Origin of the sequence: Mesorhizobium sp. M1169, from assembly GCF_040318345.1 — a bacterium.
Taxonomy (GTDB): domain Bacteria; phylum Pseudomonadota; class Alphaproteobacteria; order Rhizobiales; family Rhizobiaceae; genus Mesorhizobium.
Window position 1 is genome coordinate 23288 of sequence record NZ_JAMYME010000026.1, and the last position, 26470, is coordinate 49757.

Annotated in this window: 30 protein-coding genes; 11 read left to right on the top strand and 19 right to left on the bottom strand. The window is 62.8% G+C overall.

Going from position 1 to position 26470, the window contains the following annotated elements:
* Window positions 1–100 precede the first annotated feature (100 nt).
* Complete coding sequence (locus NKH41_RS22600; protein ID WP_352769753.1) at window positions 101–1039, top strand: alpha/beta hydrolase; 939 nt, start codon at window positions 101–103, stop codon at window positions 1037–1039.
* 46 nt (window positions 1040–1085) lie between these two features.
* Here the strand turns inward: NKH41_RS22600 and NKH41_RS22605 are convergent, their stop codons facing one another.
* From NKH41_RS22605 to NKH41_RS22615, 3 genes are all read right to left on the bottom strand, one after another.
* Entirely contained in the window at window positions 1086–1352 is a 267-nt protein-coding gene (locus NKH41_RS22605; RefSeq protein WP_352682188.1) for a hypothetical protein, read from the bottom strand.
* Window positions 1353–1450: 98 nt separating this feature from the next.
* The gene (locus NKH41_RS22610; RefSeq protein WP_352682190.1) at window positions 1451–2236 is read right to left on the bottom strand and encodes a DUF899 domain-containing protein; all 786 of its coding nucleotides are present in this window, start codon (window positions 2234–2236) and stop codon (window positions 1451–1453) included.
* A gap of 156 nt (window positions 2237–2392) precedes the next feature.
* Window positions 2393–2947: an autotransporter gene (locus tag NKH41_RS22615; protein WP_352540005.1), complete on the bottom strand. Its 555-nt coding sequence runs from the start codon at window positions 2945–2947 to the stop codon at window positions 2393–2395.
* Between the two features lie 99 nt (window positions 2948–3046).
* Between NKH41_RS22615 and NKH41_RS22620 the strand changes: the two genes are divergently transcribed.
* On the top strand, window positions 3047–3793 hold the full coding sequence (locus tag NKH41_RS22620) for a GntR family transcriptional regulator (RefSeq protein WP_352540004.1): 747 nt from the start codon (window positions 3047–3049) through the stop codon (window positions 3791–3793).
* A gap of 161 nt (window positions 3794–3954) precedes the next feature.
* Here NKH41_RS22620 and NKH41_RS22625 read toward each other — a convergent pair whose 3' ends face one another.
* The 5 genes from NKH41_RS22625 to NKH41_RS22645 all read right to left on the bottom strand — a co-directional run bounded on the left by NKH41_RS22625 (window position 3955) and on the right by NKH41_RS22645 (window position 8972).
* Window positions 3955–5613: an FAD-binding dehydrogenase gene (locus NKH41_RS22625; protein ID WP_352769747.1), complete on the bottom strand. Its 1659-nt coding sequence runs from the start codon at window positions 5611–5613 to the stop codon at window positions 3955–3957.
* Between the two features lie 58 nt (window positions 5614–5671).
* The gene (locus NKH41_RS22630) at window positions 5672–6658 is read right to left on the bottom strand and encodes a Gfo/Idh/MocA family protein (RefSeq protein ID WP_352769744.1); all 987 of its coding nucleotides are present in this window, start codon (window positions 6656–6658) and stop codon (window positions 5672–5674) included.
* 140 nt (window positions 6659–6798) lie between these two features.
* Window positions 6799–7374, bottom strand: coding sequence for a YceI family protein (locus NKH41_RS22635; protein WP_352934053.1), 576 nt, complete (start codon window positions 7372–7374; stop codon window positions 6799–6801).
* A 68-nt stretch (window positions 7375–7442) separates the two neighbouring features.
* A complete protein-coding gene (locus NKH41_RS22640; RefSeq protein WP_352472552.1) occupies window positions 7443–8021 on the bottom strand; it encodes a cytochrome b in 579 nt (192 codons plus the stop codon).
* 60 nt (window positions 8022–8081) lie between these two features.
* Window positions 8082–8972, bottom strand: a complete 891-nt coding sequence (locus tag NKH41_RS22645; RefSeq protein WP_352934057.1) for a LysR family transcriptional regulator — start codon at window positions 8970–8972, stop codon at window positions 8082–8084.
* Window positions 8973–9077: 105 nt separating this feature from the next.
* Here NKH41_RS22645 and NKH41_RS22650 point away from each other — a divergent pair, with 105 nt between their 5' ends.
* Window positions 9078–10073: an aldo/keto reductase gene (locus tag NKH41_RS22650; RefSeq protein ID WP_352769738.1), complete on the top strand. Its 996-nt coding sequence runs from the start codon at window positions 9078–9080 to the stop codon at window positions 10071–10073.
* Between the two features lie 270 nt (window positions 10074–10343).
* Here the strand turns inward: NKH41_RS22650 and NKH41_RS22655 are convergent, their stop codons facing one another.
* The 9 genes from NKH41_RS22655 to infC all read right to left on the bottom strand — a co-directional run bounded on the left by NKH41_RS22655 (window position 10344) and on the right by infC (window position 17960).
* The gene (locus NKH41_RS22655; RefSeq protein ID WP_352454789.1) at window positions 10344–10946 is read right to left on the bottom strand and encodes a nucleotidyltransferase family protein; all 603 of its coding nucleotides are present in this window, start codon (window positions 10944–10946) and stop codon (window positions 10344–10346) included.
* A 108-nt stretch (window positions 10947–11054) separates the two neighbouring features.
* On the bottom strand, window positions 11055–11426 hold the full coding sequence (locus NKH41_RS22660) for a hypothetical protein (RefSeq protein ID WP_352769647.1): 372 nt from the start codon (window positions 11424–11426) through the stop codon (window positions 11055–11057).
* A 28-nt stretch (window positions 11427–11454) separates the two neighbouring features.
* A complete protein-coding gene (locus NKH41_RS22665) occupies window positions 11455–12039 on the bottom strand; it encodes a prolyl hydroxylase family protein (protein ID WP_352769644.1) in 585 nt (194 codons plus the stop codon).
* Window positions 12040–12051: 12 nt separating this feature from the next.
* On the bottom strand, window positions 12052–14460 hold the full coding sequence (gene pheT / locus NKH41_RS22670; protein WP_352769733.1) for a phenylalanine--tRNA ligase subunit beta: 2409 nt from the start codon (window positions 14458–14460) through the stop codon (window positions 12052–12054).
* A gap of 106 nt (window positions 14461–14566) precedes the next feature.
* Window positions 14567–15652: a phenylalanine--tRNA ligase subunit alpha gene (gene pheS, locus NKH41_RS22675; protein ID WP_352539998.1), complete on the bottom strand. Its 1086-nt coding sequence runs from the start codon at window positions 15650–15652 to the stop codon at window positions 14567–14569.
* A 96-nt stretch (window positions 15653–15748) separates the two neighbouring features.
* The gene (gene rplT, locus NKH41_RS22680; protein ID WP_006201247.1) at window positions 15749–16150 is read right to left on the bottom strand and encodes a 50S ribosomal protein L20; all 402 of its coding nucleotides are present in this window, start codon (window positions 16148–16150) and stop codon (window positions 15749–15751) included.
* A 35-nt stretch (window positions 16151–16185) separates the two neighbouring features.
* Window positions 16186–16389, bottom strand: coding sequence for a 50S ribosomal protein L35 (gene rpmI / locus NKH41_RS22685; RefSeq protein ID WP_006201248.1), 204 nt, complete (start codon window positions 16387–16389; stop codon window positions 16186–16188).
* A gap of 191 nt (window positions 16390–16580) precedes the next feature.
* The gene (locus tag NKH41_RS22690) at window positions 16581–17222 is read right to left on the bottom strand and encodes a methyltransferase family protein (protein WP_352451636.1); all 642 of its coding nucleotides are present in this window, start codon (window positions 17220–17222) and stop codon (window positions 16581–16583) included.
* 201 nt (window positions 17223–17423) lie between these two features.
* On the bottom strand, window positions 17424–17960 hold the full coding sequence (gene infC / locus NKH41_RS22695) for a translation initiation factor IF-3 (protein ID WP_023677573.1): 537 nt from the start codon (window positions 17958–17960) through the stop codon (window positions 17424–17426).
* Between the two features lie 215 nt (window positions 17961–18175).
* Between infC and NKH41_RS22700 the strand changes: the two genes are divergently transcribed.
* Entirely contained in the window at window positions 18176–18943 is a 768-nt protein-coding gene (locus NKH41_RS22700) for an alpha/beta hydrolase (protein ID WP_352769729.1), read from the top strand.
* 2 nt (window positions 18944–18945) lie between these two features.
* On the opposite strand, the gene NKH41_RS22705 is transcribed toward NKH41_RS22700, so the two are convergent.
* On the bottom strand, window positions 18946–19959 hold the full coding sequence (locus NKH41_RS22705; protein WP_352769726.1) for a 1-aminocyclopropane-1-carboxylate deaminase: 1014 nt from the start codon (window positions 19957–19959) through the stop codon (window positions 18946–18948).
* A gap of 170 nt (window positions 19960–20129) precedes the next feature.
* Here NKH41_RS22705 and NKH41_RS22710 point away from each other — a divergent pair, with 170 nt between their 5' ends.
* The 3 genes from NKH41_RS22710 to NKH41_RS22720 all read left to right on the top strand — a co-directional run bounded on the left by NKH41_RS22710 (window position 20130) and on the right by NKH41_RS22720 (window position 22197).
* Window positions 20130–20594, top strand: a complete 465-nt coding sequence (locus NKH41_RS22710; protein WP_352769723.1) for an Lrp/AsnC ligand binding domain-containing protein — start codon at window positions 20130–20132, stop codon at window positions 20592–20594.
* A 258-nt stretch (window positions 20595–20852) separates the two neighbouring features.
* Complete coding sequence (locus NKH41_RS22715) at window positions 20853–21341, top strand: DUF2852 domain-containing protein (protein WP_352451639.1); 489 nt, start codon at window positions 20853–20855, stop codon at window positions 21339–21341.
* 97 nt (window positions 21342–21438) lie between these two features.
* Entirely contained in the window at window positions 21439–22197 is a 759-nt protein-coding gene (locus NKH41_RS22720; protein ID WP_352769720.1) for a M48 family metallopeptidase, read from the top strand.
* Between the two features lie 73 nt (window positions 22198–22270).
* Here NKH41_RS22720 and NKH41_RS22725 read toward each other — a convergent pair whose 3' ends face one another.
* Window positions 22271–22489: a hypothetical protein gene (locus NKH41_RS22725; protein ID WP_352769717.1), complete on the bottom strand. Its 219-nt coding sequence runs from the start codon at window positions 22487–22489 to the stop codon at window positions 22271–22273.
* Between the two features lie 163 nt (window positions 22490–22652).
* Here NKH41_RS22725 and NKH41_RS22730 point away from each other — a divergent pair, with 163 nt between their 5' ends.
* The 4 genes from NKH41_RS22730 (at window position 22653) to accD (ending at window position 26460) form a co-directional block, all read left to right on the top strand.
* Window positions 22653–23312: a phosphoribosylanthranilate isomerase gene (locus tag NKH41_RS22730; RefSeq protein WP_352743910.1), complete on the top strand. Its 660-nt coding sequence runs from the start codon at window positions 22653–22655 to the stop codon at window positions 23310–23312.
* A gap of 33 nt (window positions 23313–23345) precedes the next feature.
* The gene (gene trpB, locus NKH41_RS22735) at window positions 23346–24596 is read left to right on the top strand and encodes a tryptophan synthase subunit beta (protein WP_352743912.1); all 1251 of its coding nucleotides are present in this window, start codon (window positions 23346–23348) and stop codon (window positions 24594–24596) included.
* A gap of 2 nt (window positions 24597–24598) precedes the next feature.
* A complete protein-coding gene (gene trpA, locus NKH41_RS22740; RefSeq protein ID WP_023677563.1) occupies window positions 24599–25438 on the top strand; it encodes a tryptophan synthase subunit alpha in 840 nt (279 codons plus the stop codon).
* A gap of 95 nt (window positions 25439–25533) precedes the next feature.
* A complete protein-coding gene (accD, locus tag NKH41_RS22745; protein ID WP_352682217.1) occupies window positions 25534–26460 on the top strand; it encodes an acetyl-CoA carboxylase, carboxyltransferase subunit beta in 927 nt (308 codons plus the stop codon).
* The last annotated feature ends 10 nt before the right edge of the window (window positions 26461–26470 follow it).

Genomic DNA, 26470 nt, shown 5'->3' on the forward strand with positions numbered 1-26470 from the left:
TGCCGATCTCCCCACTTGAGGGGGAGATGCCAAGTGGTGGCAAAGAGGGCAGGCCAGAGGGGGGTGTTCAGGCGGATTCATTGCGATCCATTCAGCGCCCATGACCGACTACAAAACCCTCATCGACGCCGAGACCTGGGCCTTCATCGAGCGGACCAATTCTTATTATCCGCCCGATACGATCGACTACACCGTCGCCGAGCAGCGCGAGATCTACAGCCGGATGTGCCGCGAGTTCTTTGCCGGCTATCCCCAAGGCGTCACGGCGGAAACCACCGCCATTGCCACACCCTGGCACATTCCGATCCGCATCTACCGCGCTCCGGCGCCGGAAACGGCGGCGATGGTGCTTTATTTCCATGGCGGCGGTTTCATCCTCGGCGGGCTCGACAGCCATGACGACCTCTGCGCCGAGCTTTGCAGCCGCACCGGCTACGAAGTGGTTTCGGTCGACTACCGGCTGGCACCGGAACACCTTCATCCGGCCGCCTTCGACGATGCCATCAGCGCCTTCGAATGGGCGGCGGCGACTTTCGAGCGTCCTGTCCTGCTCTGCGGCGACAGTGCCGGCGGCAATCTCGCCGCCGCCGTCAGTCACGCAACGCGTGGCCATGCGCGCAAGCCGATCGGCCAGATTCTGGTCTATCCCGGTCTTGGCGGCGACAGCTCCGCCGGTTCCTACGTCACCCACGCGGAAGCGCCGATGCTTACCGCGCGCGACCTCCTTTTCTACAGGGACATCAGGACAGGTGGCGAGGATCGCACCGGCGATCTCACTCTGTGGCCGCTCGCCGACGCCGAGTTCGCCAATCTGCCGCCCACCGTCGTGATCACCGCCGAATGCGACCCGCTGTCGTCGGACGGCGAAGCCTATCGCGACCGCATCGTTGCCGCGGGCGGGCGCGCCTGGTGGCTCGAGGAGCCGGGGCTGGTGCATGGCTATTTGCGCGCCAGGCACACGGCCGGCCGGGCCCGCTCGAGCTTTACCCGGATTGTCGATGCGGTAGCGGTTTTGGGAAGGGGCGAGTGGATCTGGTGAGGGATGTCTTCCCGACCAGAACGGGCCTTTGTCGGCCGGTACAGCTCTATTTGCGGCGGCGTCGCCGGCCGGAAACCTGCTTCAGCCAAGGTCCTAAATGGAAGCCGCTCATCAGCAGGTACATCGGCACCATGCCGTCGAGCGGTGACGCCTCTTGCCCGGTCGAGCACATCATGTCCGGCGCTCCGCCGAGAAGCGTCAGCAGCGCCATGGTTGCGAAGGTCGGCGCGGCCGCAAAGGACAGCCAATCGGCTGCACTATGGTCGGCCGGGCTCGCATCGCCGGTGGATCCGCCTGCATGAATCTCGCTCATGTCCGTAGTCCTGCATAGCGAGCGGGATGCGTCGAATTGAACCGTGCATCCCGCTCCTCCAATTGTCCTGGCTGCATTTCCGCGACGCCAAAGACGTTCTATTCGGTGCGATTCCGGAACGCGGCCTCTCCGGCGTCCGATATCTCGACCCATTTTTTGTCGGGGACGGCTTCGGCGCCGTAATTGTCGTGCCAATTCCACCACTTGTACGTCGGCGTCTGCGGATAGCCCTCGGGCGAATCCTCCCAAACCTCCTGGCGGCCGAGCGGCGACAGGTCGAGATAGCTCCATACGGTCCCCATCGCCTCGTCACCGCGGTTGTTGATGAAGTAGGTGCGGAACACGCGGTCGCCGTCGCGGATGAACACGTTGTGGCCGTGCCACTCGTCAACGCCGAAGTCGGCATCGAAGCTGTCGGTGATGGTGTACCAGGGCATCTTCCAGTCCATCCGCGCCTTCAGCCGCGCAATGTCGGCCTGCGGTGCGCGCGAGGCGTAGGCAAGCGTGGTGTCGCGGGCGTTCAGATGGGCGAGGTTGCCGACCTGGTCCGCCCCCAGCGAACAGCCGCGGCAAGCGTGGTCGGGCCAGCCGAATACGCCGGGCTCGAAGAAGGCGCGGTAGACGATCAGCTGACGGCGGCCCTCGAACAGGTCGAGCAGGCTCACCTTTCCATCAGGCCCTTCGAACGTATAGGTCTTCTCCACCGCCATCCACGGCATCCGCCGGCGCTCGGCGGCCAGTGCGTCGCGAGCCCGGGTCACGGTCTTCTCTTTCACGAGCAGTTGCTGGCGCGCGGCCTCCCACGCGTCAGACGAAACGACCGGTGGTGTCTTCATCGCGAGCCGCTTCGTCTGCTCGCCTGTGCCATTCTGATGTGCCGTCATTGTGCATCTCCTTGCTGGTTTGTCGCCGCAGGCGCGACGTGTTGGGTCGTCAGATAGGATAGGGGCGATAGCGGGTTGGCGAGAGTGACAAGTGTGACGCGATTCCGACGGGTCCGCTGATCACGGCCAATTTCGCCGCCCGCGACGCCCCTGCGCTCATTCGTGCCCGGACTGCTGAATGGGCCGAGCGCCGGCCAGATAGCGGTCATTGTCAAACGGCTCGGCCTGGTTGCTATCCGGACTCCACAGCTGCCGGTGGGTTCGTGTGAGATCGCCGAGGTAGACATGCAGCGCACCCGATCGCGCACCGCCCGTATTCGCAACCGCATGAACGGTATTTGACGCCATGTGCACCACGGCAGGCGCTGCGATGTCCTGCCTTTCGGGAACATCGAGTTCGCTGCCGGCAACGGGATAGATGAAGTTCGTCTCGCTGCCCTTGTAGATGCCGATCAAGGCATCCATCAGGTGGTTGTGAGGCGGGTACTGCAGGCCGGGCGACAGAGTGATGTGATAGATCGTCAGGTTCGGACTCGCATGCAGAAGCACCTCGTCGTCGTCTTCTTCGTGAGCGAGTGTTCCCGATGCGTGAAAGCGGTTGGTGTAGTCGCCCAGGACCGTCCTTACCGCTTCGAGGGGATCTGGCCCCTTCGCGGCATTGACGATATCATCAGCAACAGCGTAGAGGGGCGAGTTGGCGGCTAAAGGCATATCAGTTATCCTCCCTGAGATGCTCAGATTATCAATTTGAGATGATCACGCTAGCGAATGCTGAGGCCAGCGTCAATCGGACAGCCAGACGGACAAAATATGAAAACGACGAAGTTGACCGCCGAACCGGCAAGACCGGCTACGGTCGAGGCGACAGCACTGTCAGCCGCCGACGTCCTTCGCAGGGAACAGGCATATGAGCAGCTGAGGAACGACATCATCGCCTGCGTGCTGCGCCCCGGCGAGGCGCTGACGGAGAAACAGATCGGTGATCGATACCAGATCAAAAAGGCGACCATCCGCGCGGCGCTGGCCCGACTGATGCAGGAAGGACTGGTCAGGAGCGAGCCGCGCCGCGGCTACGTCGTTGCTACGCTCAGCCTGCGGGATGTCAACGAGATCTTCGACGTCCGCAGCTTGATCGAGCCGGAAGTGTTCAGGGTGGCGGCATCGAACATGACCGAGCGCGGGCTCGAGGATGTCAGGCTGGCAGCGCAAAAAGTGCTGAAGCCGGAGACGCTACGCAGCCACGTCGCCTTCCTTGCGGCCGACCGTGCGTTTCGTCTGGCCCTTGCGGAGCTCTCGGGAAATTTACGACTGGCGCATCTGCTGGACCAGATACTCGACCAGTCGGCGCGGGTTCTCCACCTCGGCTTCAAGTCCCGCGACTTCACCCAGTTGATCATTGCCCAGCAAAAGGAGCTGGTCCTTGCCTGCGAGGCAGGCGAGATTTCCGCCATCGTCAAACTTGCCCGTTCGCAGTGCCTGTCTCTCAAGAAGCAGGTGCTCGAGGCTTTGCTTGCCGGTTCCAAGCTTCAAGACGTCAATTTGCAGCCCTTCACCTAGAGCCGGTTCCGGTTCTCCTGGAACCGGTAACCCGCTCTAACTATCTGTTTTGCCACATTTATACGGACGCCAAATGATTCCATTCGGCTGCAAAATGCTCTAAGGGAAGTTGGCCATTCGGTGCGACCCGCCACCTTGGCGCAACGGCCGCCGGCCTTGTTTTATGCCACAATCCGCGCGGCCGCGCGTCCGGCACTGCGGCCGGAAAAGATGCAGCCGCCGAGAAACGTGCCTTCGAGCGCTGCATAGCCGTGCATGCCGCCGCCGCCGAAACCGGCGGCCTCGCCCGCCGCGTACAGCCCCTCGACTGGTTGGCCGCCGGCGCCCAGCACGCGGCTGTCGAGGTCAGTCTCCAGCCCACCGAGCGTCTTGCGGGTCAGGATGCTGAGCCTGACGGCAATCAGCGGGCCATTGGCGGGATCGAGCAGCTTGTGCGGTCTTGCGGTGCGGATCAGCCGGTCGCCGAGATAGGCTCGCGCGCCGCGCAACGCAGTAATCTGCATGTCCTTGGAGAACGGATTGTCGAGCTGCCGGTCGCGGGCGCGGATTTCGCGCTCAACCTGCGCCAGTTCGAGCAGCGGCTCGCAGCCGGCCACTGCGTTCATGCGGGCGACCAGCGCCGGCAAATCAGGCTCGACGATGAAATCCTCGCCCTTCTCCATGAACGCCTTGACCGGCGCGGGCACGCCGCTGGTGGCGCGGCCGAGCACCTGGCGCCAGCTCTTCCCCGTCAGATCGGGGTTCTGCTCGGAGCCCGACAGCGCGAACTCCTTCCGGATGATCTTTTTGGTCAGGATGAACCAGGAATGATCGAAGCCGGTGCTCATGATGTGGCTGAGCGTGGCCAACGTGTCGAAGCCGGGATAGAGCGGCACCGGCAGGCGCTTGCCGCGCGCGTCGAGCCACAGCGATGACGGGCCGGGCAGGATGCGGATCGCATGATCGGTCCAGATCGGTGCCCAGTTCCTGACGCCCTCAACATAGTGCCACATGCGGTCGCGGTTGATCAGCCGGCCGCCGGCGGCTTCGGCGATCGCCAGCATGCGGCCGTCGACATGATCGGGAACGCCAGTGATCATGCGTTTCGGCGGCGCGCCCATCCGCTTCGGCCAATTCTCCCGGACCAGCCGGTGATTGGCGCCTATGCCGCCCGAGGCGACGATGACGGCCTGCGCCTTCAGCTCGAAATCGCCGGTGATCTCGCGCGAGCTCTTGCGGCCGCGCTCGGCATCGCTCGCCGCCAACAGGTCGCCGCGCACGCCGTCGACGACGCCGCCCGTCCGCGTCAGTTCGTTAACCCGGTGACGGAATTTGAAGCGGATCAGCCCGCGTTTCTCGGCCTCGCGCACGCGCTGCACGAACGGCTCGAGCACGCCAGGGCCGGTGCCCCAGGTGATGTGGAAGCGCGGCACCGAATTGCCGCGGCCGACGGCATTGCCGCCGCCGCGCTCGGCCCAGCCGACCACCGGAAAGAATTTCAGGCCGCGCTGCATGAGCCAGGAGCGCTTCTCGCCGGCGGCGAAGCCGAGATAGGACTCGGCCCAGCGGCGCGGCCAGAGATCTTCCGTGCGGTCGAAGGCTGCGGTGCCCAGCCAGTCCTCGAGCGCCAGCTCATACGAATCGCGGATGCGCATGCGCCGTTGTTCGGGCGAATCGACAAGGAAGATGCCGCCGAGCGACCAGAATGCCTGGCCGCCAAGCGACTGCTCCGGCTCCTGCTCGACAATGATGGCCTTCTTGCCGGCCGCAGTCAGTTCGGCCGCCGCGACAAGGCCGGCAAGGCCGGCGCCGACAATGATCACATCCGCCTCGTCGGACATCTATTTGGCCATGATCTTGTCCAAAAACCGGTCCCCACTTTTTGGGATCATGGCCGGCCTAGACTGTTTCCCAGCCTTCCTTCTCGCCGGCGCGGAAGATGGCATCGATGACCTTCTGGTTGAGCACCGATTCTTCCAGAGTGAAGACGCGGTCCTTGCCGCCCCGTGCCGCCCGCGCGAAGGCCTCGACTTCCAGCCGGTATTGCTGCGTGCCGGGAAAGCGGAACACCTGCGCCTCGCTGTGGTTCTGGTTGTGCAGTTCGACGCGGTGATGGTCGTAGAGTCCGGCGTTGAACGGTGAGAACACCTCGATGAAGCCCTTCTCGCCGTGGAAGACCATCACCTGGCGTGCCGCCATCTGCGTCGACAGGTAAAACGACAGCTCGAAGTCGCCGAAATCGGCGCGGATCGAGGAATAGATGTCGGTGCCGAATGTCTTGTCGCGCTCGATCGTCGCCTGGACGCGCAGCGGCTCCTTGCCGGTCGAAAAGCGCGTCGATACCGTCGGATAGACGCCGATGTCGGGCAGCGCGCCGCCGCCGAGATCGAGCTTGTTGCGCATGTTGTTGGGGTCGACATTGTAATAGGAGAACGCGCCCTGGACATGGCGCAGCCGGCCGATGGCGCCGTTGGCGATGAGGTCGCGCACCTTGATCCATTGCGGATGGTAGACGACCATGAAGGCTTCGCAGACCAGCACCTTCCTGGCATCACGCAGCTTGATCAGCGGCGGAATGTCCTTGGCATCGAGCGCCAGCGGTTTTTCGACCAGAACATGCTTGCCGGCCTCGATCGCCTTGGCCGTCCATTCGACATGCTGCGAGGTCGGCAGCGGAATGTAGACGCCGTCGATGTCGCTGGAGGCGAGCAGCTCCTCATAGGAGCCGAACGCGTGGCGCGCACCGAAGCGTTCGCCCAGCGCCCGCGCTTTCGACAGATCGCGGCTGGCAATCGCGGACAGCACGCCGTTCTCCGCCTCGACGATTGCCGGCAAAAGCTGCTCGCGGCCGATTTTGGCCGTCGACAAAACTCCCCATCGGAACATCAGATTTCTCCTCTCGATTGCAGGCCTGGAGGTTTGCCCTAATTCAGGAGAAAAGCCAATGCGGGAGCATGGCGGCGAACAGGGCGATCATCTGCGGCTTGTCCGGATGCCGGCGCTGCCCCCTGCGGAACCTGCAAAGGCTATCCCCTTCTACCCATCAGCGTCATGTCGAAATCGACGACGTTGGAATAAATCGGCGTGCCGACATCCATGCCGTAGCGCGACCGCAGCACCTTGCCGGTGACGTGGAATTTTATCGTGCCCGCCCTGAGCCCGCCGAGCTCGGCCGTGAATTTTTCCTGAAAGGTCTTGCCGCGCGCCGTCAGCCGGCCGGTGACAAGGGCCGACGTGTCGCCGGTCCGTTTGACGCTGGTCGAACGGAACTGGATCTCCGGATTGTTGGCCGCGTCGAAAACGGCGTCCGAGCGGAGAAAGGCATCGATGCGGCTTTGGCCGGTACCGACGCTTTCGGGGAAGATGGTGAAATTGACCCGGGACCGGCCGACATCACTGTTGTCGATGAGGATACTGCCCTTGAAGCGGGAGAAGGCACCGTCGAGCCCGCCGCCGCCGAGCTTGGCGATGGAGAAATGGATGCTGGAACTCCCCGGGCTGGTCGTGTAGCTGCCGGCCGCCTCGCCAAGGGCAACGGCGGCGAAAACAGGCATGGCAAAACAAGCGGCAGCTGCCGCAAATCCGAAGATGCGCGCGTACATGGAAATGGTCCTCTTGGCAGGCAACGCTTTCTTGCGTCCTCGCCCCATCAACGAATGAGCCGTCCGCTCTATTCCCTGTCGTGATGTGACGAAGCCGTGATCATGCGCGTCAGCACGGTATCCCTCAGCCAGAAATGATGGCGCAGCGCTGCGGCGAGATGCAAAGCGACAAGTCCGATGCCGGCATAGGCGAGATACCAGTGCGTCGCTGCCCAGAAGCTTTCTGCCGTGTCCGATTCACCGAGCGGCAGATTGGGCATGACGAACAGATTGAACGGCACGCTCGGGATCTCCAGCACCGAGACCGAGACCAGCGCCCAGCCGGACAGCGGCAGAGCGAGCTGAAACGCATAAAGCGCGAGATGGACCAGCGGCGCCATCCGGCGCTCGAAAGGGCCGACCGAGCGCGGCAGCGGCGGGGCCGGTCTGCCTAGGCGCCAGGCGATGCGCAGGATGACCAGTCCAAGCAGCAGGAAGCCGAAGGATTTATGCAGCTGGATCAGCTCGAAGGCGGTGCGCTGGCTGGACAGCCGCACCATGACGAAGCCGAGCACGAACTGGCCAATAAAGAGCGCCGCGATCAGCCAGTGAAGGATGATCGCCGTCCAGCCGTAGCCGGCCGTCTGGTTTTTGGGCAGTGCTGACATGGTCGGTGAACGAATGCCAGGTCGACTTTCTTCCACCTCTCCCTTGTGGCGAGGGTTGCCTTATTCGCCGACCTTGAAAAAATCGACAAAGGCCCTGAGCGCCGGCCGCATCTGGCGGCGGCTGGGGTAATAGACGAAGAAACCATCGAAGCGCGGGCACCAGTCCTCCAGCACGCGAACGAGCTTGCCGGCGGCGAGCGCGTCGCGGACATAGTCCTCGAACAGGAAGGCGAGCCCGGCGCCGTCGACTGCGGCGTTGGCAATCAGATGGTCCTCGTCGAGGATCAGCGGCCCTTGCACCGCTATCTCGATCTCCTCGCCGTTTTGCTCGAATTCCCAGCGGTAGAGAATGCCGCTGGAGAAGCGGAAGCGGATGCAGCGGTGAGCGGCGAGATCGCGCGGATGCTGCGGCTTGAGCATGGTCTCGAAGTAGGCTGGCGCGCCGACCACGGCGCCGCGAAGGTCTGGTCCGATGCGCACCGCGATCATGTCGCGCTGCAGGCTCTCGCCCAGCCGCACACCGGCATCGAAGCCGCCCTCGACGACGTCGGTGAAGCGGTCCTCGATGACGATCTCCAGCACGATGTCGGGATAGGCAGCCGCGAAGGCGCCGAGCCTCGGCGTCAGCGCCAGGTGGGCCGCGGTGCGCGGCACGGTCAGCCGGAGATTGCCGGCCGGCCGGTCGCGCGCCTCGATCGCCGATTCCAGCGCCAGGTCGATTTCCGACAGCGCCGGCCTGAGGCGCTCAAGCAGTTGCGCGCCCTCCTCGGTCGGAGCAACGCTGCGCGTGCTGCGCGCCAGAAGGCGCACGCCGAGGCGCGCTTCGAGGCTGGACACCGCGTGGCTGACCGCCGACGGCGCGATTGCCAGTTCCTTGGCGGCGCCGCGAAAACTGCCGCATTGGGCGACCATTGCCAGTACCGCGAGCTGTGAAAGATGGGTTCGCTTCATTGATCTATTTCTTGGAACAGCCCGTGCAATTGAGAGCCGATTATCGAACTCGGCGCAAGACGCTATCTCTGCGGCATCACAACCATCACAACAAGGAGACACGTGATGCAAACCCGCAAGCTTGGCAATGAACTTGACGTCTACCCGGTCGGCCTCGGCTGCATGGGGATGAGCTTTGCCTATGGTGGCCAGCCGGAGGCGGAGGCGATTGCCACGCTGCGCCATGCCGCCGAGATCGGGGTCAATTTCTTCGACACGGCCGAGGTCTATGGCCCTTTCGAGAACGAGATCCTGGTCGGCAAGGCGCTGAAGCCGGTGCGTGACAAGGTGACGATCGCAACCAAATTCGGCTTCAAAATCCTCGAAGAAGGCAGCGGCATGGAGCGCATGGCCGGTGTCGATAGCCGCCCGGAGCATGTCAAGGCCGTGGCCGAAGCGTCATTGAAGCGGTTGGATACGGAGGTGATCGATCTCTATTACCAGCACCGCGTCGACCCCAACGTGCCGATCGAGGATACGGTCGGCGCCATGGCCGAGCTGGTGCGCGAGGGCAAGGTGCGGGCGCTCGGCCTGTCGGAGGCGAGTGCGGCGACCATTCGTCGGGCGCATGCCGTGCATCCGATCGCCGCCGTGCAGAGCGAGTATTCACTGTGGAGCCGCGATCCGGAGGAAGGGGTGTTTGCTGTCTGCCGCGAGCTCGGCATCGGCTTTGTCCCGTATAGCCCGCTCGGCCGCGGCCTGCTCACCGGCACGATCGCCAAGCCCGATGTTCTCGGCGCCGACGACTGGCGCCGCGGGTTGCCGCGCTTCCAGGCCGACGCCATGGCGGCCAATGCGGCGGTCGTCGCCGTGCTGGAAAAGATGGCGGCCGGGAAGGGCGTGACGCCGGCGCAGCTGGCGCTCGCCTGGGTGCTGCATCAGGGCGACTTCATTGTCCCGATCCCTGGTGCGCGAAAAATGCGCCATCTGGAGCAGAATACGGCGGCAGCCGATATCGTGCTGAGCCAGGCCGAGGTGGCATCCATCGGCGACGCCCTGTCGCCGGAAAAGGTGGTCGGCAAGCGCTATACCGAGGAGCTGCTGGCGCTGGTTAACGGGTGAACGGCAATCGACGGCCTAATCGAAACGGGGCGTTTCGGCACCCCTTTTCGACTAATACGGTGCGATGCAAAGCGTTGTGAGACCTCGGCGCGAGGCACCCCCCTCTGTCCTGCCGGACATCTCCCCCTCAAGGGGGGAGATTGGCAGTTCCCGCGCCTTGCCCGCCCTTCCGGCGCCGGTGATTGGCGAAAGCCGAGGCGACATCCGATCTTCCCCCTTGAGGGGGAGATGCCCGGCAGGGCAGAGGGGGGTGCCTCGCGCCGACATTTCCTACCAAGGCACGACACTGATCTCCGGCCAGTTCTCCCTGGCACGCGCGCCCTTCATCTCGTGCGTCTGCCGATTATCCAGTGCACGGTTCGGGGTAACGCGAAACGAGAAGATGTCGTCGAGCCCGAACGGCGCCACGAGCGCGAGTTGCCCATCGGTGCCGAATCTAACGCCGACCGCATGGGTTTTCGAAGCGAAATAGGACAGCGCCTCGGCGGACGACGACAGTCTGGGATAGGAACCGCCAAAGCGCGCCTCAAACCACAGATGCACCCGCGCCTGGTTGCGCACTTCAACCGGCAGCGTCAGTCCTTCGAACTGCTTCGCCGCCCGGCGGATGACCGTGTCCTCGGCTTCATAGGACAGATCGCTCTCATCGAAATAGAACAGGTCGACATCGCGGATGCCGTACCCCGAGGGCTTCCCGGTCAGATGATTCCAGACGCTGTTGTAAAGCGCGCCGGACACGACCAGCCAGTCCGGCAGGCCTAGCACCCGTACCCGCGACAGCGTCTCACCGACCAGCGGATCGGCCGAGACGATATCGAGAAAGACTGCACGCTGTTCCTCGAAAGACAGCCCTGAATAGCGCAAATGGTCCATCGTCCCTTGGACGGCGATTCGCCATCTGCCGGCAACCCCTCTAGATCCTCAGCGCGCCATGCGTTGTGCAATTATCGGAAAGGGCGTCGTGACGCCCATTTCTGCAGGCTAGTTTCCCTCCCGCCCAAGGCTCATTGTTCGGTCGGTCTCGGACCAGAAGACTGGCTCCTCGATTGACGGCCATTCTTCGCCATACACAAAGCCTTCGATCGCCTCTAGCTTTCCTTCAATCTCATCGAAGAACAGCACCATGCCGCAAAGAAGCTGGTCAGGTCCAACGCACGCTACCCGAAGCGAACTGAACACTCGACTCTCAAAGCGCAATTCCGGGGGAACCGATGAGGCAACGATTGTGGTCATGAACCCTACAGGATCGCGGCTGCGGTCTTTGACTTTCAGCGCACGCATCATGTCAGGAGAAACGCCGGCGGAACGGCAGAACTCCTTGACGAAAAACACTTCCAGCGGGGTCAGGTGCATTTAGCTCAGCGGCAGAACGGACAGCGTTTCATTGGCGCTTGTACATCACGTCCGTTCGGATGACGTACTTGCGCCCCGACAGCACCTCGTCGCCGCGGTGTTCGATCGGATGATAGAAGGCCAGCGCCATGCCTTTCCTGGGTTTCACCACCAGGCTGGTGCCGGCATAACCCGGCATCTCGCCGCGAAACGAGGTTCCGCCCCCTTCAAATCCATCCGACAGATAGATCATGAAGGTAAACTGGCTGCGCTCCGAGGCATTGCGCTCGAAATAGCCGTCATTGTGCCAATCGAACTTCTGGCCCGGCCCGTAGCGATAGAAGCGGAAACGCTCATTCAGCCCAGTCAGCCGCCAGTCGCCGAGGCCGCGATAGAGCATCGGGCGCGCCCGCGCAAAAAGCAGGTCGGCAAGATCCTCGTCATCAAAAACGACGCGGTCGTTGTTGCGGAGTTCCGTCATCACGCTCGCGCCGCCGGCGCTGTTTACCTTGGCTGCCTCAAAACCACGCCGTTCGCTGTCGGCGATCAGATCGGCGCATTCCTGGTCGTCCAGGAACCCATCGACAGTCCCGATATGCGTTGCCAGCCAGTTGATGGAGAGCTTGTGGTCCATCAGAGCATCCCCTTACGTCCGCAGCACGCCGCCGGTCTGCTTGCCGACATTATCGACGATGCGCTTGGCCAGCGCCTCGAAATCCTCATCGGTCAGCGTCTTTTCGACCGGCTGGATCGACACTTCAATGGCGATCGATTTTTTCGCCGCGCCGAGCGCTGCACCCTCGAAAACATCGAACACCGAGACGCCGGAAATCAGCTTCCGGTCGGCGGCAAGGGCGGCGCGAACGAGTGTGCCGGCTTCGACCGCCTTGTCGACGACGAAGGCGAAATCGCGCTTGACCGCCTGGAAGGCGGACAGATCGAGCCTCGGCTTCGTCCGCGTCGGCTTGGCCTTCGGCTCGGGCACGGCATCGATGAAGACCTCGAAGCCGCAAAGCGGGCCGGAGACGTCAAGCCCCTCCAGCGTCTTCGGGTGGAACTCGCCAAACGTGCCAAGGATTACCTTCGGCCCGAGCTTGATCGTGCCAGAGCGGCCGGGGTGATACCAGGCCGGACCGCCGGCGTCGATCTGCAGCCGCTCGACCGGCGCGCCGCAGGCTTCGAGTGCTGCGATCGCGTCGGCCTTGGCATCGAAGACACCGACCGCGCCGGCATTGCCGGCCCAATGGCGGCCGGAGCCTTCGAGCCTGGCGGTGCCGCGCCGCACGCCGGCGGCAACGCGCCGCTGCTGGTCGGCGCCATCGCCCTCATAGGTGCCCGACACTTCGAACAGCGCGACATCGCCGATGCCCTTGTCGGCATTGCGTTGCGCTGCCGCGATCAGCCCCGGCAGCAGCGACGGCCGCATATCCGACATATCGGCGGCGATCGGGTTGGCAAGCTTCAGCGCCGGCTGGCCGCCGCCGAACAATTCGGCGTGTTTTGCCGGAATGAACGACCAGGTGACGGCCTCCATCATGCCGCGCACGGCGAGTGCCCGCTTGGCGGCGCGGGTGCGGATCTGCAGCACAGTCAGGATCTTGGCGTTGACCGCATCGTGCGAACCAAGCGGCTGCGGCGCGATGTTGTCGACGCCGTGGATGCGCATGACCTCCTCGACCAGGTCGGCCTTCCCATCGACATCCGGCCGCCAGGACGGGACCGCCACATTGACGACATCGCCCGCGCCCTCCGGTCTGAAGCCGAGGCGGGCTAGAATGTCGAGGCTTGTCGAGCGCGGCACTTCGATGCCGGTCAGCCGCTTTACTTCCGACAGGGGGAACGAGACGATCTTCGGCTGATGGCCGGCATAGCCGACGAGTTCGGTTTGCGCCGGCGTACCGCCGCAGAAATCGAGCACCAGCTTCGTCGCCAGCTCCAAGCCGGGAACCATCATTTCCGGGTCGACGCCGCGCTCAAACCGATAGCGCGCATCGCTGATGATGCCGAGCGTGCGGCCGGTGCGGGCGGTGGCGATCGGGTCCCAAAGTGCAGACTCGATCAGCACGTCGGTGGTGTTCTCGTCGCAGCCGGAATGCTGACCGCCCATGATGCCGGCAATCGACTCGACACCATCCTGGTCGGCGATGACGCACATCTCCGGCGTCAGCGTGTATTCGCGGCCGTCGAGCGCCAGCACCTTTTCGCCATCACGCGCGCGGCGAACGGCGAGATTGCCGGTGACCTTCCCAGCGTCAAAAACATGCAGGGGCCGGCCACGGTCGAAGGTGACATAATTGGTGATGTCGACCAGCGCGCTGATCGGCCTCAAGCCGATGGCGAGAAGCCTTTGCTGCAGCCATTTCGGCGACGGTCCGTTCTTGACGCCGCGCACCAGGCGCAGCGCAAAGCCGGGACAGAGCTCCGGCGCTTCGATCGTCACCTTGACCGGCGTCTCGCCCTTGCCGGGGATCGGCTCTATCGGCGCGCTCTTCAGCGTGCCGAGCCCGCTCGCCGCCAGATCGCGGGCGATGCCATGGACACTGGTCGCATCCGGCCGGTTCGGCGTCAGATTGATCTCGATCAGCGGGTCGTCGAGATGGGCATAGGCGGCGAAGCTGGTACCGACCGGCGCATCGGCCGGAAGGTCGATGATGCCGTCATGCTCCTCGGACAATTCGAGCTCGCGCTCGGAGCACATCATGCCGTGGCTTTCAACGCCACGGATCTTGCCGACGGTCAGCGTCACGTCGATGCCGGGAATATAGGTGCCCGGTGCTGCAAAGGCGCCGATCAGGCCCGCGCGGGCGTTCGGCGCTCCACACACGACCTGCACCGGCGGCTTGCCGTCGCCGGTGTCGACGGTCAGCACGCGAAGCCGGTCGGCGTCGGGATGCTGGACCGCCGTCAGCACCTTGGCGATGACGAAGGGAGCCAGGCTCGCCCGGTCGTCGACATGCTCGACCTCGAGGCCGATCGAGGTGAGACGCTCGACGATTTCCGCCAGCGAGGCGTCTGTCTCGAGATGATCCTTGAGCCAGGAGAGGGTGAGTTTCATGACTGTGTTCCGTCTGGTCTGGGCACGCTGCACTTGAAGCTATGCGGCCGCGCGTCGGACATGTACAGGAAGGCGAGCTGCCCGCGGATTTGCTGCGGCCCGGTCGTCACGCGCTCAAGCCCCCGAACAGCGTCGGCATGTCGAGCGGCCTAAAACCGTAATGCGAAAGCCAGCGGACATCGGCGTCGAAGAAGGCGCGCAGATCCGGCATGCCGTATTTCAGCATGGCGATGCGGTCGATGCCCATGCCCCAGGCGAAGCCCTGGTATTCGTCAGGATCGAGGCCACCGTAACGGAGCACATTGGGGTGGACCATGCCGCAGCCGAGGATCTCCATCCAGTCCGAGCCCTCGCCGAAGCGCACCTCGCCGGGCCGCGAACGGTCGCACTGGATGTCGACCTCGAGGCTGGGCTCGGTAAACGGGAAGAAAGACGGCCGGAAGCGCATCTTGACGCTCGGCACCTCGAAGAAGGCTTTGCAGAACTCCTCCAGCACCCATTTCATGTTGGCGACGTTGGCCGATTTGTCGATCACCAGCCCCTCGACCTGATGGAACATCGGCGAGTGGGTGGCATCCGAATCCTGCCGGTAGGTCTTGCCGGGGATGACGATGCGGATCGGCGGCTTCTGCATCTCCATGGTGCGGATCTGCACCGGCGAGGTGTGGGTGCGCAAAAGCTTGCGCTCGCCCTGCTCGTCCGGCTGGAAGAAGAACGTGTCGTGCATCTCGCGCGCCGGGTGGCCTTCCGGGAAGTTCAGCGAGGTGAAATTGTAATAGTCGGTCTCGATGTCGGGACCTTCGGCGATGGCAAAGCCGAGATCGCCGAAAATCGCTGCGATCTCGTCGATAACCTGGCTGATCGGATGGATGCGGCCGCGCTCGGCCGGCGATTGCCTGACCGGCAAGCTGACGTCGACCTTCTCGGCGGCAAGCCGTGCCGTGATCGCCACATCTTTCAGCTCGGCGCGGCGCGCCGAAAGTGCCTCGGTGACGCGGTTCTTGAGGCCGTTGATTGCCGGGCCCTTGACCTGGCGCTCCTCGGCGCTCATCGAGCCGAGCGTCTTCAGCATCTCGGAAACCGAGCCCTTCTTGCCGAGGGCCGAGATACGCACCGCCTCGATCGCCTGCTCGTCGGCGGCCGAGGCGATCTCGGCCATCAGGGAATTTTCGAGAGTTTCCATGTCACTCATGTTCCAGATCCGATTGGAAGCAAAGAAAAACCCGCGCCAGCCCTGCCAGCGCGGGTTTCCCAAATCAAGTGTCGAATAGCTTGGGAAGCGCTGGTCTTAAGCGACAGCGCTTTCAAAAGCATTCGGCGTGGTATTCTTCAGGTATTCGAGCGCGACCTTGGCCTTGGCCACGAGTGCGGCGAAGGCCTGCGGCTCGTGGATGGCCATGTCCGACAGGATCTTGCGATCGATCTCGATCCCGGCCTTGTTGAGACCGTCGATGAAACGGCCATAGGTCAGACCATGCTCATGCGTCGCCGCATTGATGCGCTGGATCCACAGCGCGCGGAACGAGCGCTTGCGGTTCTTGCGGTCGCGATAGGCGTACTGCAGCGACTTTTCCACCGCCTGCTTGGCGATGCGGATGGTGTTCTTGCGACGGCCGTAAAAACCCTTGGCGGCTTTCAGGACCTTCTTGTGCTTGGCGTGCGAGGTGACGCCTCTCTTTACGCGTGCCATGTCATGATCTCCTTAACGCTGTCCAGACCGAATGCTCAGAGGCCGTTCGGCAGAAAATTCTTGATGACCTTCTTGCCATCCGGTTCAGCCAGAACCATCGTGCCGCGGGCATTTCGAATGAACTTGTTGGACCGCTTGATCATGCCGTGACGCTTGCCGGCCGCAGCCGACAGAACTTTACCCGTACCTGTGATCTTGAACCGCTTCTTGGCGGCCGATTTGGTCTTCATCTTGGGCATTTTGCTACTCCGTTTATATGCGCACCAATGCGCTTTTTGTTCGCTTCAGGCCGACCAAAGCCCGAAAAGCAAATGAAACCGCCACGGCATGCCCTGCCGGGCGGTTTTTTGGGAACGGCGGTCCTATACGTCAAAGCGGGGGCGCGCGCAACACCCCGTGCCCAGCAACACTGTACTCAGCAACACCGTACTCAGGGGAAACGGAACAGCACCGGCAATATGCCGGACTGCTGGGCGCCGTCGATCAGTTCGAAAGCCGGCAAGGCAACCAGGAAGACCAGACCGTCGAGCAGCGTGGTTCGCAGCAGGCGCGGCTTGAAGCCGCCGGTGTCGCCTTCCTGATACAGCGACAGTTTCGGGAAGAAGCGCGGCACTTTCAACAGGTAGGCCTGGTATGGCGCGCCAAGAACCTGCCTGAGGAATTTCTCCTCGCGCAGGATAACGATGTAAAATGCACCCGCGCAGAGCGCTCCAAAGCCGATCGTGGCGGTAATGGAGCCGATCTGTGCGCCGACACCGGCGGCAGCTAAAGTAGAGAAGACATAGAGCGGGTTGCGGGTGATCGAATAGGGTCCGCCGGTCACCACTTCGGAGGATTTGCGTCCACCAATATAGAGCGTCGACCACAAGCGTCCGACAACGCCGAGAAAGATCAGCAGGACGCCGACCATTTCGATCGTTTCATGCACAGGCGTATCGGGCGGAAAAACCGACTGCCCGAACAAAAGCATCGCGAAAAGGACGACGACGACGACGGCAAGCACCATCCTGCGCGTGTGCTGGTAGCTGCCCAGCCCATACTTGGCTTCCGAATGCTTGACGTCATTGACCATGTCGGGAATCCGATCGTCGAGGGAACCAGAGCGTCTTTGCTCTCGCCGGCGATCGCAGCGTCTGGCCAAGAAACAGGCGCCCCGCCGATCGCCGGGACGCCTTGCAACATGATTCAGGCGGATTTAATGCACGTCGCCCAAAAGTGCGCTGCGGTTTTGCGACAACGACATGCATAAAACAGAACTAAAGCGCAACGCGCTTTAGCGGGGCGCCAGCACCATCATCATCTGGCGGCCTTCGAGCTTCGGTTCGGCTTCGACCTTGGCGATGGGCGCCACTTCCTCGCGAACCTTGTTCAGAAGCTGCATGCCGAGTTCCATATGCGCCATCTCGCGACCGCGGAAGCGCAATGTCAGCTTGACCTTGTCGCCTTCCTCGAAAAAGCGCCGGACGGCCTTCATCTTGGTCTCGTAGTCGTGGCTGTCGATGTTCGGGCGCATCTTGATCTCCTTGATCTCGATGACCTTCTGGTTCTTGCGCGCCTCGGCCGCCTTCTTCTGGTTGGCGTATTTCAGCTTGCCGAGATCGAGGATCTTTACGACGGGCGGCACTGCATTGGGCGATATCTCGACCAGATCGAGCCCAGCCTCTTCGGCGAGCAGCAATGCGTCGTTGATGGAGACATCGCCGCGGTTCTGGCCTTCGGCGTCGATTAGCTGGACCCGGGGAACCCGGATGTCACGGTTGGAGCGCGGGCCTTCCTTGGTGGGCGCCGCTGCTTTGAAAGGTCTGCGAATGGTCGTGGTCTCCTTGAGCCGTTTCGTTAAGGGGTTCTTCGGTTCAGAATTGCGAACGCGCAATGTGGTGAGCGCGCGGTCGGAGTCAATAGCACAGCATTCTCAGGAAATCACCTGCTCGATGGAATGCTCCTCTGCACCAAGCGAAGAAAGTGGCGGAGCACTTTTCGTTGAATGCCTTGCTGTGCCAAAAGACCGGCGTGAGGGAATACACCATGAGCACCACCCCGATCTTCCTGGACGTCGACGGGACGAGCATCGCCGTCAGGCATGCGGCAGGTGCCGAGCCCGGCATCGTCTGGCTTGGCGGCTACAAATCCGACATGCTGGGCACCAAGGCCGAAACCTTGTCGGAATGGGCGCTCGGGGAAGGCCGCGCCTTCCTGCGCCACGATTATTCCGGCCACGGCGAATCGGGCGGCGCCTTTGCCGACGGCACCATCTCGAAATGGCTGGGCGAGAGCCTGGCGGTTTTCCGCCGTTTCACCCAGGGCAGGCAAATCCTGGTCGGTTCGTCGATGGGCGCCTGGATCGCGCTGCGCATGGTGCAGGAATTGCGCAAGGCGGGCGAAAACAGCGTCGCCGGCCTTGTGTTGCTGGCGCCGGCGCCCGATTTCACATTCGAACTGGTGGAGCCGGTGCTGACCGGGGCGCAGAAGCGCAACCTCAGGAAAAAGGGCTTTTTCGAGGAGCCTTCGGACTATTCCGCCGAACCGTACATCTACACGCGCGCACTGATCGAGGACGGCCGCAACAACCGGGTGATGACCGGGCCGATCGACACGCACTGTCCGGTCCACATCCTGCAAGGCCTGGCCGATCCCGACGTGCCGTCGAGCCATGCGTTGAAGCTGGTCAGCCTGCTGCCGGCCGACGACGTCACGCTGTCGCTCATCCCCGACGGCGACCACCGCCTGTCGCGGCCTCAAGACCTCGACATGCTGGTGCGGGCAGTGGACGCGATGGTGCGGCAGGCGGGATAGATTCAGCCGTTGCGGAACGTATAAGCATATCCGTTGATGGCCGGAGCGCCGCCAAGGTGGGCGTAGAGCACTTTCGATCCCTTGGGAAAATAACCCTTGCTCACGAGATCGATCATGCCTTGCATGGATTTTCCCTCATAGACCGGATCCGTGATCATGCCTTCAAGACGCGCGCAGAGACGGATTGCTTCCTTCGTCTCTTGCGAGGGGACGCCGTAGACCGGATAGGCATAATCTTCGATCAGGACGACATCGTTCTCATCGAGCTCCTTGCCGAGTTCGACCAGCGTCGCGGTGCTCTGCGCGATTTTGAGCACTTGTGCCTTGGTCTGCGCCGGGGTGCAGGATGCGTCGATGCCGATCACCTTGCGCTCGCGGCCGTCCTTGGCGAAGCCGACCAGCATGCCGGCGTGAGTCGAACCGGTGACGGTACAAACGACGATGTAGTCGAAGGCAAAGCCGAGCTCCTTCTCCTGTGCGCGGACCTCCTCGGCAAAGCCGACATAGCCCAGGCCGCCATATTTGTGTACCGAAGCCCCGGCCGGAATTGGATAGGGTCTGCCACCCTTGGCCTTCACATCCGCGATTGCCTGTTCCCAGCTTTCCCTAATCCCGATGTCGAAACCCTCATCGACCATCTGGACATCAGCGCCCATGATCCGGCTCAAAAGGATATTGCCGACGCGATCGTAGACGGCGTCCTCGTGGGGCACCCAGCTTTCCTGCACGAGGCGGCACTTCATGCCGATCTTCGCCGCGACGGCCGCCACCATGCGCGTATGGTTGGATTGGACGCCACCGATCGACACCAGCGTATCGGCGTTTGAGGCGATCGCGTCCGGGACGATGTATTCGAGCTTGCGCAGTTTATTGCCACCGAAGGCAAGGCCGGAATTGCAATCCTCCCGCTTGGCATAGAGATCGACCTTCCCGCCGAGATGACCACCAAGCCGCTCCAGTTTCTCGATATGGGTCGGCCCGAATGTGAGCGGATAACGTTCGAATTTCTCGAGCATGAGAGTGCCCTCGCTTGTTCCATTCATTGCGGTGTGGTGCGATGAACACTATCAGCTCTGCCTTGAAATGTGCTCTCAAAGATCGAGCCCACAATATCCAAAATATCGCTTCATAGCATTGAACTGTCATATATATTCGATTCTTAATCCGAATAATGGAAGAATCTTTCATGCGCGCAGCGCTCGACCGGATCGACCTGAAAATGTTGCGCCTGCTCCAAGGCAATGGGCGACTGACCAACGCGGAGCTGGCGCAGTCGGTCGCTGTTAGCCCGGCGACGTGCCACCGCCGGACGCAACGCCTGTTCGATGAAGGCTACATCAGCCATGTCAGGGCGATGGTGAGCCCGCAGAAGGTCGACAGAGGCGCGTTGGTGATGGTTGGCGTCGTACTCGACCGTTCGACCCCGGAGAGTTTCGCGGAATTCGAAAAGGCCGTCGCCAAACTGAAATTCATCCTCGACTGCCATCTGGTGGCAGGCGACTTCGATTATTTTCTGAAGATCAGGGTTGGTGACATGGCGGATTTCAACCGAATCCACGGGGACCAATTGATCGCACTGCCCGGCGTTCGCCAGACGAGAACCTTCTTCGTGATGAAAGAGGTCGTCGACAATGCGCCTCTGGATTTTTGAACGGACGGCTTCGAAGCGTCAAACCATTGCACTCAGCCAGCAGACGCGATCGGCGCTGGATTTTCACTGCAGAACCGTCGGCGGCATTGCCCCCTTACGGGGCCTGGCTGCTCTTTTCCTCGAAAAGCTCAAAAAGCGATAATCATTTCAGCCGCTTGTCCGGTTTTGGCGGCTGCTGTCTTGAATCGCCGTTTTCTTCATCCCATTTCGATTCCACGCAGCCGGATTTGGCTGTCTCCAACTGAAGGATTGGAAGAAATGAACACATCTGCATTGATCCGTCCGGCCTGGACGCCGGCGACCATCGCGTTGATGGTGATCGGGTTCATGGTGTTCTGGCCGCTCGGCTTAGCCATGCTCGCCTACATCATCTGGGGCGATCGGCTCGAGGGCTTCAAGCGCGACGTCAACCGCGCCACCGACGGCATCTTCGCCGGTTGCCGCCGCGGTTCCGACAGGGCCGCGCGCTGGGGCCATGGCTCTGCACGCACCGGCAACGTTGCTTTCGACGACTGGCGCGAAAAGGAACTCGAGCGGCTTGCCGAGGAACGCCGCAAGCTCGACGAGATGCTGAGCGAGTTCGATGAATATGCCCGCGAATTGCGCCGCGCCAAGGACCAGGAAGAGTTCGATCGCTTCATGGCCAACCGCAACAAGTCGACGTCGCCCACGACAGGTGGGTCAACTGGCTCGACGACGAATAACAAACGCGGCGGCAACTCCACGCCAGGCCTGCTCGACGAGTAAGGTCCCGTGCCCAGATAGATAATCCAACGGCGTCGCGTCAGCGGCGCCGTTTCTTTTTTGTTCTAGTCGTTTCCCTCGAATCACGTATCGTCCCGGAATGTCCTTCGGCTTCTTCCGCACCCCGACGAAACCCAAGCCCACGCCCGTCGTGGAGCGCGAGCATTGCGTTGCCGGCCGCACGCTGCCGCTCAAGATCGTCGAGAACGACCGGGCGCGGCGCCTGACGCTGCGCATCGATTCCGGCGGCCGCGGTTTGCGCATCACCGTGCCGCCGGGGCTGCGCCGCGGCGAGGTGGAAAAATTCCTCGACCGCCATCAGGACTGGCTGGAGCAAAGGCTGGCCAAGGTACCCAACCGGCCGCAGGTGCGGCCCGGCATCAAGGTACCGGTGCGCGGTGTGCCGCATCGCATCGTCCATGAACCGTCGAAACGCGGCACCGTCACGCTGTCGCGCGACGAGCGCGGACCGCTGATGATCGTGCATGGCGAGCGTGTGCATCTGCCGCGCCGCATCGCCGATTTCCTCAAGCGCGAAGCCAAGCGCGAGATCGAGGCGCTGGTGACGAAGCACAGCGCGGCGATTGGCAAGCGCGCCAAGGCGATCCGTTTCAAGGACACGTCGAGCCGCTGGGGATCCTGCACGTCGGACGGCAATCTGTCGTTTTCCTGGCGCATCATGATGGCGCCGTGGCCGGTGATAAACTACCTCGTCGCGCATGAGGTGGCGCATCTCAAGGAGATGAACCACGGCCCGAAATTCTGGAAACTATGCGAGCAGCTTTGCCCGGATACCGAGCGCTGCAAGGACTGGCTCAAGCGCAATGGCGGCGCGCTGCAGGCGATCGCGTTCGAGTAGGATGCTTGTAGGGGCACGAAATGGAAACTGTAGCGATCCTTCGCGCCGGCCTCAATAGATTCTGCACTGCCGATCAATCGTCATTCGCCGCGTTCAACTCCTCCGGCCGCAACCCCTCATCGACATGGCGCGGCCAGGGCAAGAAATCCTTCTCGAAGCCATCGTTGCTGAAATAAGCCAGCGCCCGGTGCGCCTCGGCGCCATTGAAGGCTGCCTTGTCCATCAAATGAGCGATGACCTCATGGGCCTGCGCCAGCTTTTGCCTGAGTTCCGCGACGGTCTTTTCCGCCATGATCTTTGTTCTCCCGCCTCTGTGCCTGAGCAAGTAGCGTTGCGCTCTTATATTAGCAAGGCAGCGCGTTGCGCTCTTACTTAGCAAGGTAGCGCGTTCCGCGCTGGCGGCAAACAGGACGCTTTTTCTCGACTCTTTGGCCGTTTCGTGCCAATCCCGCGCCATGGCGCTCGACATCAAGATATGCGGGTTGAAGACCGACAAGGCACTGGCTGCGGCATTGGCCGGCGGCGCCAGCCATGTCGGCTTCATTTTCTTTGCCAAAAGCCCGCGCTATGTCGAGCCGGCGGAAGCCGGCCGCCTGCGCGAAGCAGCGCGCGGCAAGGCCAAGGCGGTTGCCGTGACGGTCGACGCCAGCGATGCGTTCCTGGACGAGATCGTCGAAAAGATGCAGCCCGACATGCTGCAGCTTCACGGCGCCGAGCCCCCCGAGCGGGTGGCCGAGGTGAAGGCCCGCTACGGCTTGCCGGTGATGAAGGCGCTGCCGGTCAGCGAGGCCGCCGATCTCGGGCGGGTCAAACCCTTCATCGGCATTGCCGACCGCTTCCTGTTCGATGCCAAGCCGCCTAAGGGTTCGGAATTGCCGGGCGGCAACGGCCTTGCCTTCGACTGGCGCGTTCTGGCCGGCCTTGACGCCGGCGTCGATTACATGCTTTCCGGAGGGCTCAATGCCGGCAATATCGGCGACGCCCTTCGGCTGGCGAACCCGCCCGGAATAGATGTTTCCTCGGGCGTGGAGAGCGCGCCGGGCATCAAGGAACCGGCGCTGATCGAACAGTTTTTCCGGGCCGTCGGGGCAGCACGCGACAACCGCGCCGCCTGACCGCGCTTCAAACCACAGACCAGGAGATCGGCGATGGACAAGCCGGCGATACCGAATTCCTTCCGCACCGGCCCCGACGAGCAGGGCATGTTCGGCATTTTTGGCGGTCGTTTCGTTGCCGAAACGCTGATGCCGCTGATCCTTGAGCTGGAGCGGCACTGGAACGAGGTCAAGAACGACCCGGATTTCAAGGCCGAACTGACCGATCTCTCGACGCATTACGCCGGGCGGCCGTCGAAGCTCTATTTCGCCGAAGGCCTGACCAGGCATCTTCGTGAGGTGTCCTCGGCGAAGGGCCTCGGCGGCGGCGCAAAGGTCTATTTCAAGCGCGAGGACCTGAACCACACCGGCTCGCACAAGATCAACAACTGCCTCGGCCAGATCCTGCTCGCCAAGCGCATGGGCAAGACGCGGATCATCGCAGAGACCGGCGCCGGCCAGCATGGCGTCGCTTCCGCTACGGTGGCGGCGCGCTTCGGGCTTCCTTGTATCGTCTATATGGGCGCGACCGATGTCGCCCGGCAAAGCCCCAACGTCTTTCGCATGAAGCTTCTGGGCGCCGAGGTGCGGCCGGTGACGGCCGGCCACGGCACGCTGAAGGATGCCATGAACGAGGCCCTGCGCGACTGGGTGACCAATGTCGAGGATACCTATTACCTGATCGGCACCGCCGCCGGCCCGCATCCCTATCCGGAGCTGGTGCGCGACTTCCAGTCGGTGATCGGCACCGAGGCGCGCGCCCAGATCCTCGAGCAGGAAGGCCGGCTGCCGGACACCATCATCGCTTGTGTCGGCGGCGGTTCCAACGCTATCGGCCTGTTCCATCCCTTCCTCGATGACAGGCAGGTCCGCATCATCGGCGTCGAAGCCGGCGGCCGCGGGCTCGACGGCATCGAGCATTGCGCCTCGATGAGTGCCGGCGCGCCCGGCGTGCTGCATGGCAACCGTACCTACCTCCTGCAGAACGCCGACGGCCAGATCATGGACGGCCACTCGATCTCGGCCGGCCTCGACTATCCCGGCGTTGGGCCGGAGCACTCATGGCTGCGCGATTCCGGCCGCGTCGACTATGTGCCGATCCTCGACGACGAGGCGCTGGAGGCGTTCCAGCTGACGACACGCGTCGAGGGCATCATTCCGGCGCTGGAATCGGCGCATGCCATCGCACAGGCGGTGAAGATCGTGCCTGATATGGACAAGGACCAGATCGTCATCGTCAACCTGTCGGGCCGCGGCGACAAGGACGTGCATACGGTGGCCAATATGCTGGGCATGGAGATCTGATCATGGCCACCCGTATCGACCGCCGCATGGCAAAGCTGAAGGCCGAGGGGCGACCGGCACTCGTCACCTATTTCATGGGCGGCGATCCGGACTACGACACGTCCCTGTCGATCATGAAGGCGCTGCCCGGCGCCGGCAGCGACATCATCGAGTTAGGCATGCCGTTTTCCGATCCGATGGCCGACGGCCCGGCGATCCAGGCGGCCGGCCTGCGGGCGCTGAAGGGCGGCCAGACCTTGGTCAAGACGCTGAAGATGGCCTCGGAATTCCGCGCCGGCGACAGTGAAACGCCGATCGTCTTGATGGGCTATTACAATCCGATCTACATCTACGGCGTCGAGCGCTTCCTGAGCGACGCGCTGGCCAGCGGTATAGACGGGCTGATCGTCGTCGACCTGCCGCCTGAGATGGACGAGGAACTTTGCATCCCGGCACTCAAGGCCGGCATCAATTTCATCCGGCTGGCGACGCCGACCACCGACGACAAGCGCCTGCCCAAGGTGCTGCAGAACACGTCGGGTTTCGTCTACTACGTCTCGATGACCGGCATCACCGGTTCGGCGCTGGCCGACACCGGCAAGGTGGCGGCAGCGGTCAAGCGCATCAAGAGCCATACCGACCTGCCGGTCTGTGTCGGCTTCGGCGTCAAGACCGCAGAGCAGGCGCGCACCATCGGCGCGTCGGCCGACGGCGTCGTTGTCGGCACCGCGATTGTCAATGCCGTCGCCAACGTGCTCGGGCCGAAGGGCGAAAAGACCGCCGATCCGGCCGAGGCCGTCGCCACGCTGGTCAGCGGGCTTTCGCAAGGGGTTCGCGCGGCTCGCCTTGCTGCCGCCGAATAATCTTGATCTTCTGGTTGGCCATGATCTCCAGCGAAAACCGGTTTCCACTTTTCGGGATCATGGTCTAACTCTTCGTAAGGACAGGAGCCGAAGCGATGAACTGGATCACCAATTACGTCCGCCCGAAGATCAATTCGATGCTCGGCCGCCGCACCGACATGCCGGAAAACCTGTGGATCAAGGATCCCGAGACCGGCGAAATGGTGTTCCATAAGGATCTGGAGCAGAACCAGTTCGTCATCCCGTCCTCCGGCCACCATATGAAGATATCGGCTAAGGAACGGCTGAAATTCTTCCTCGACGACGGCAAATACGAGACGCTGGAAAACCCCAAGGTCGTTCAGGATCCGCTCAAGTTCCGCGACGAGAAGCGCTACGTAGACCGGCTTAGGGATGCCAAGGCCAAGACCGGCATGGAAGACGCCATCATCAATGCGCTGGGCACGGTCGAGGGCGTGCCGGTGGTGGTGACGGTGCAGGATTTTGCCTTCATGGGCGGCTCGCTCGGCATGGCGGCAGGTGACGCCATCGTGCATGGTTTCGAGGTCGCCTTGCAGCGCAAGCGGCCGCTGATCCTGTTTGCGGCCTCCGGCGGCGCCCGTATGCAGGAAGGCATCCTGTCGCTGATGCAGTTGCCACGGACCACGGTCGGCGTCGACAGGCTGAAGGAGGCCGGCCTGCCCTACATCGTCGTCCTGACCAACCCGACGACGGGCGGCGTCACCGCCTCCTATGCCATGCTGGGCGACGTGCATATTGCCGAGCCCGGCGCCCTGATCGGCTTTGCCGGCCCGCGCGTCATCGAGCAGACCATCAGGGAAAAGCTGCCTGACGGCTTCCAGCGCGCCGAATATCTGATGGAACACGGCATGGTCGACATGGTGGTGTCACGGCTGGAGATGCGCCAGACCATTGCACGGCTACTGAGAATGCTGCTCAAGCTGCCGGAGGAGCAAAAATCTCAGGAACCGGAAATCTTGCCGCCGTCGGTGATTCCGGCCGAAGCCCGGCCGCACGCCTGACGCATTCGCC

Excerpts from the sequence above, each read along its gene's own strand:
- NKH41_RS22645 (WP_352934057.1), bottom strand. The coding sequence starts at position 8,972 with ATGAAGCGAACCCATCTTTCACAGCTCGCGGTACTGGCAATGGTCGCC.
- NKH41_RS22710 (WP_352769723.1), top strand. The coding sequence starts at position 20,130 with ATGCGCGCAGCGCTCGACCGGATCGACCTGAAAATGTTGCGCCTGCTC.
- accD (WP_352682217.1), top strand. The coding sequence starts at position 25,534 with ATGAACTGGATCACCAATTACGTCCGCCCGAAGATCAATTCGATGCTC.
- NKH41_RS22705 (WP_352769726.1), bottom strand. The coding sequence starts at position 19,959 with ATGCTCGAGAAATTCGAACGTTATCCGCTCACATTCGGGCCGACCCAT.
- NKH41_RS22690 (WP_352451636.1), bottom strand. The coding sequence starts at position 17,222 with ATGGTCAATGACGTCAAGCATTCGGAAGCCAAGTATGGGCTGGGCAGC.
- rplT (WP_006201247.1), bottom strand. The coding sequence starts at position 16,150 with ATGGCACGCGTAAAGAGAGGCGTCACCTCGCACGCCAAGCACAAGAAG.
- pheS (WP_352539998.1), bottom strand. The coding sequence starts at position 15,652 with ATGAGTGACATGGAAACTCTCGAAAATTCCCTGATGGCCGAGATCGCC.
- NKH41_RS22620 (WP_352540004.1), top strand. The coding sequence starts at position 3,047 with ATGAAAACGACGAAGTTGACCGCCGAACCGGCAAGACCGGCTACGGTC.
- NKH41_RS22650 (WP_352769738.1), top strand. The coding sequence starts at position 9,078 with ATGCAAACCCGCAAGCTTGGCAATGAACTTGACGTCTACCCGGTCGGC.
- NKH41_RS22610 (WP_352682190.1), bottom strand. The coding sequence starts at position 2,236 with ATGACGGCACATCAGAATGGCACAGGCGAGCAGACGAAGCGGCTCGCG.
- NKH41_RS22605 (WP_352682188.1), bottom strand. The coding sequence starts at position 1,352 with ATGAGCGAGATTCATGCAGGCGGATCCACCGGCGATGCGAGCCCGGCC.
- NKH41_RS22600 (WP_352769753.1), top strand. The coding sequence starts at position 101 with ATGACCGACTACAAAACCCTCATCGACGCCGAGACCTGGGCCTTCATC.
- NKH41_RS22625 (WP_352769747.1), bottom strand. The coding sequence starts at position 5,613 with ATGTCCGACGAGGCGGATGTGATCATTGTCGGCGCCGGCCTTGCCGGC.
- NKH41_RS22700 (WP_352769729.1), top strand. The coding sequence starts at position 18,176 with ATGAGCACCACCCCGATCTTCCTGGACGTCGACGGGACGAGCATCGCC.
- pheT (WP_352769733.1), bottom strand. The coding sequence starts at position 14,460 with ATGAAACTCACCCTCTCCTGGCTCAAGGATCATCTCGAGACAGACGCC.
- trpA (WP_023677563.1), top strand. The coding sequence starts at position 24,599 with ATGGCCACCCGTATCGACCGCCGCATGGCAAAGCTGAAGGCCGAGGGG.
- NKH41_RS22665 (WP_352769644.1), bottom strand. The coding sequence starts at position 12,039 with ATGGACCACAAGCTCTCCATCAACTGGCTGGCAACGCATATCGGGACT.
- NKH41_RS22630 (WP_352769744.1), bottom strand. The coding sequence starts at position 6,658 with ATGTTCCGATGGGGAGTTTTGTCGACGGCCAAAATCGGCCGCGAGCAG.
- NKH41_RS22720 (WP_352769720.1), top strand. The coding sequence starts at position 21,439 with ATGTCCTTCGGCTTCTTCCGCACCCCGACGAAACCCAAGCCCACGCCC.
- rpmI (WP_006201248.1), bottom strand. The coding sequence starts at position 16,389 with ATGCCCAAGATGAAGACCAAATCGGCCGCCAAGAAGCGGTTCAAGATC.
- NKH41_RS22655 (WP_352454789.1), bottom strand. The coding sequence starts at position 10,946 with ATGGACCATTTGCGCTATTCAGGGCTGTCTTTCGAGGAACAGCGTGCA.
- NKH41_RS22730 (WP_352743910.1), top strand. The coding sequence starts at position 22,653 with ATGGCGCTCGACATCAAGATATGCGGGTTGAAGACCGACAAGGCACTG.
- NKH41_RS22640 (WP_352472552.1), bottom strand. The coding sequence starts at position 8,021 with ATGTCAGCACTGCCCAAAAACCAGACGGCCGGCTACGGCTGGACGGCG.
- NKH41_RS22660 (WP_352769647.1), bottom strand. The coding sequence starts at position 11,426 with ATGCACCTGACCCCGCTGGAAGTGTTTTTCGTCAAGGAGTTCTGCCGT.
- NKH41_RS22725 (WP_352769717.1), bottom strand. The coding sequence starts at position 22,489 with ATGGCGGAAAAGACCGTCGCGGAACTCAGGCAAAAGCTGGCGCAGGCC.
- NKH41_RS22615 (WP_352540005.1), bottom strand. The coding sequence starts at position 2,947 with ATGCCTTTAGCCGCCAACTCGCCCCTCTACGCTGTTGCTGATGATATC.
- trpB (WP_352743912.1), top strand. The coding sequence starts at position 23,346 with ATGGACAAGCCGGCGATACCGAATTCCTTCCGCACCGGCCCCGACGAG.
- NKH41_RS22715 (WP_352451639.1), top strand. The coding sequence starts at position 20,853 with ATGAACACATCTGCATTGATCCGTCCGGCCTGGACGCCGGCGACCATC.
- NKH41_RS22635 (WP_352934053.1), bottom strand. The coding sequence starts at position 7,374 with ATGTACGCGCGCATCTTCGGATTTGCGGCAGCTGCCGCTTGTTTTGCC.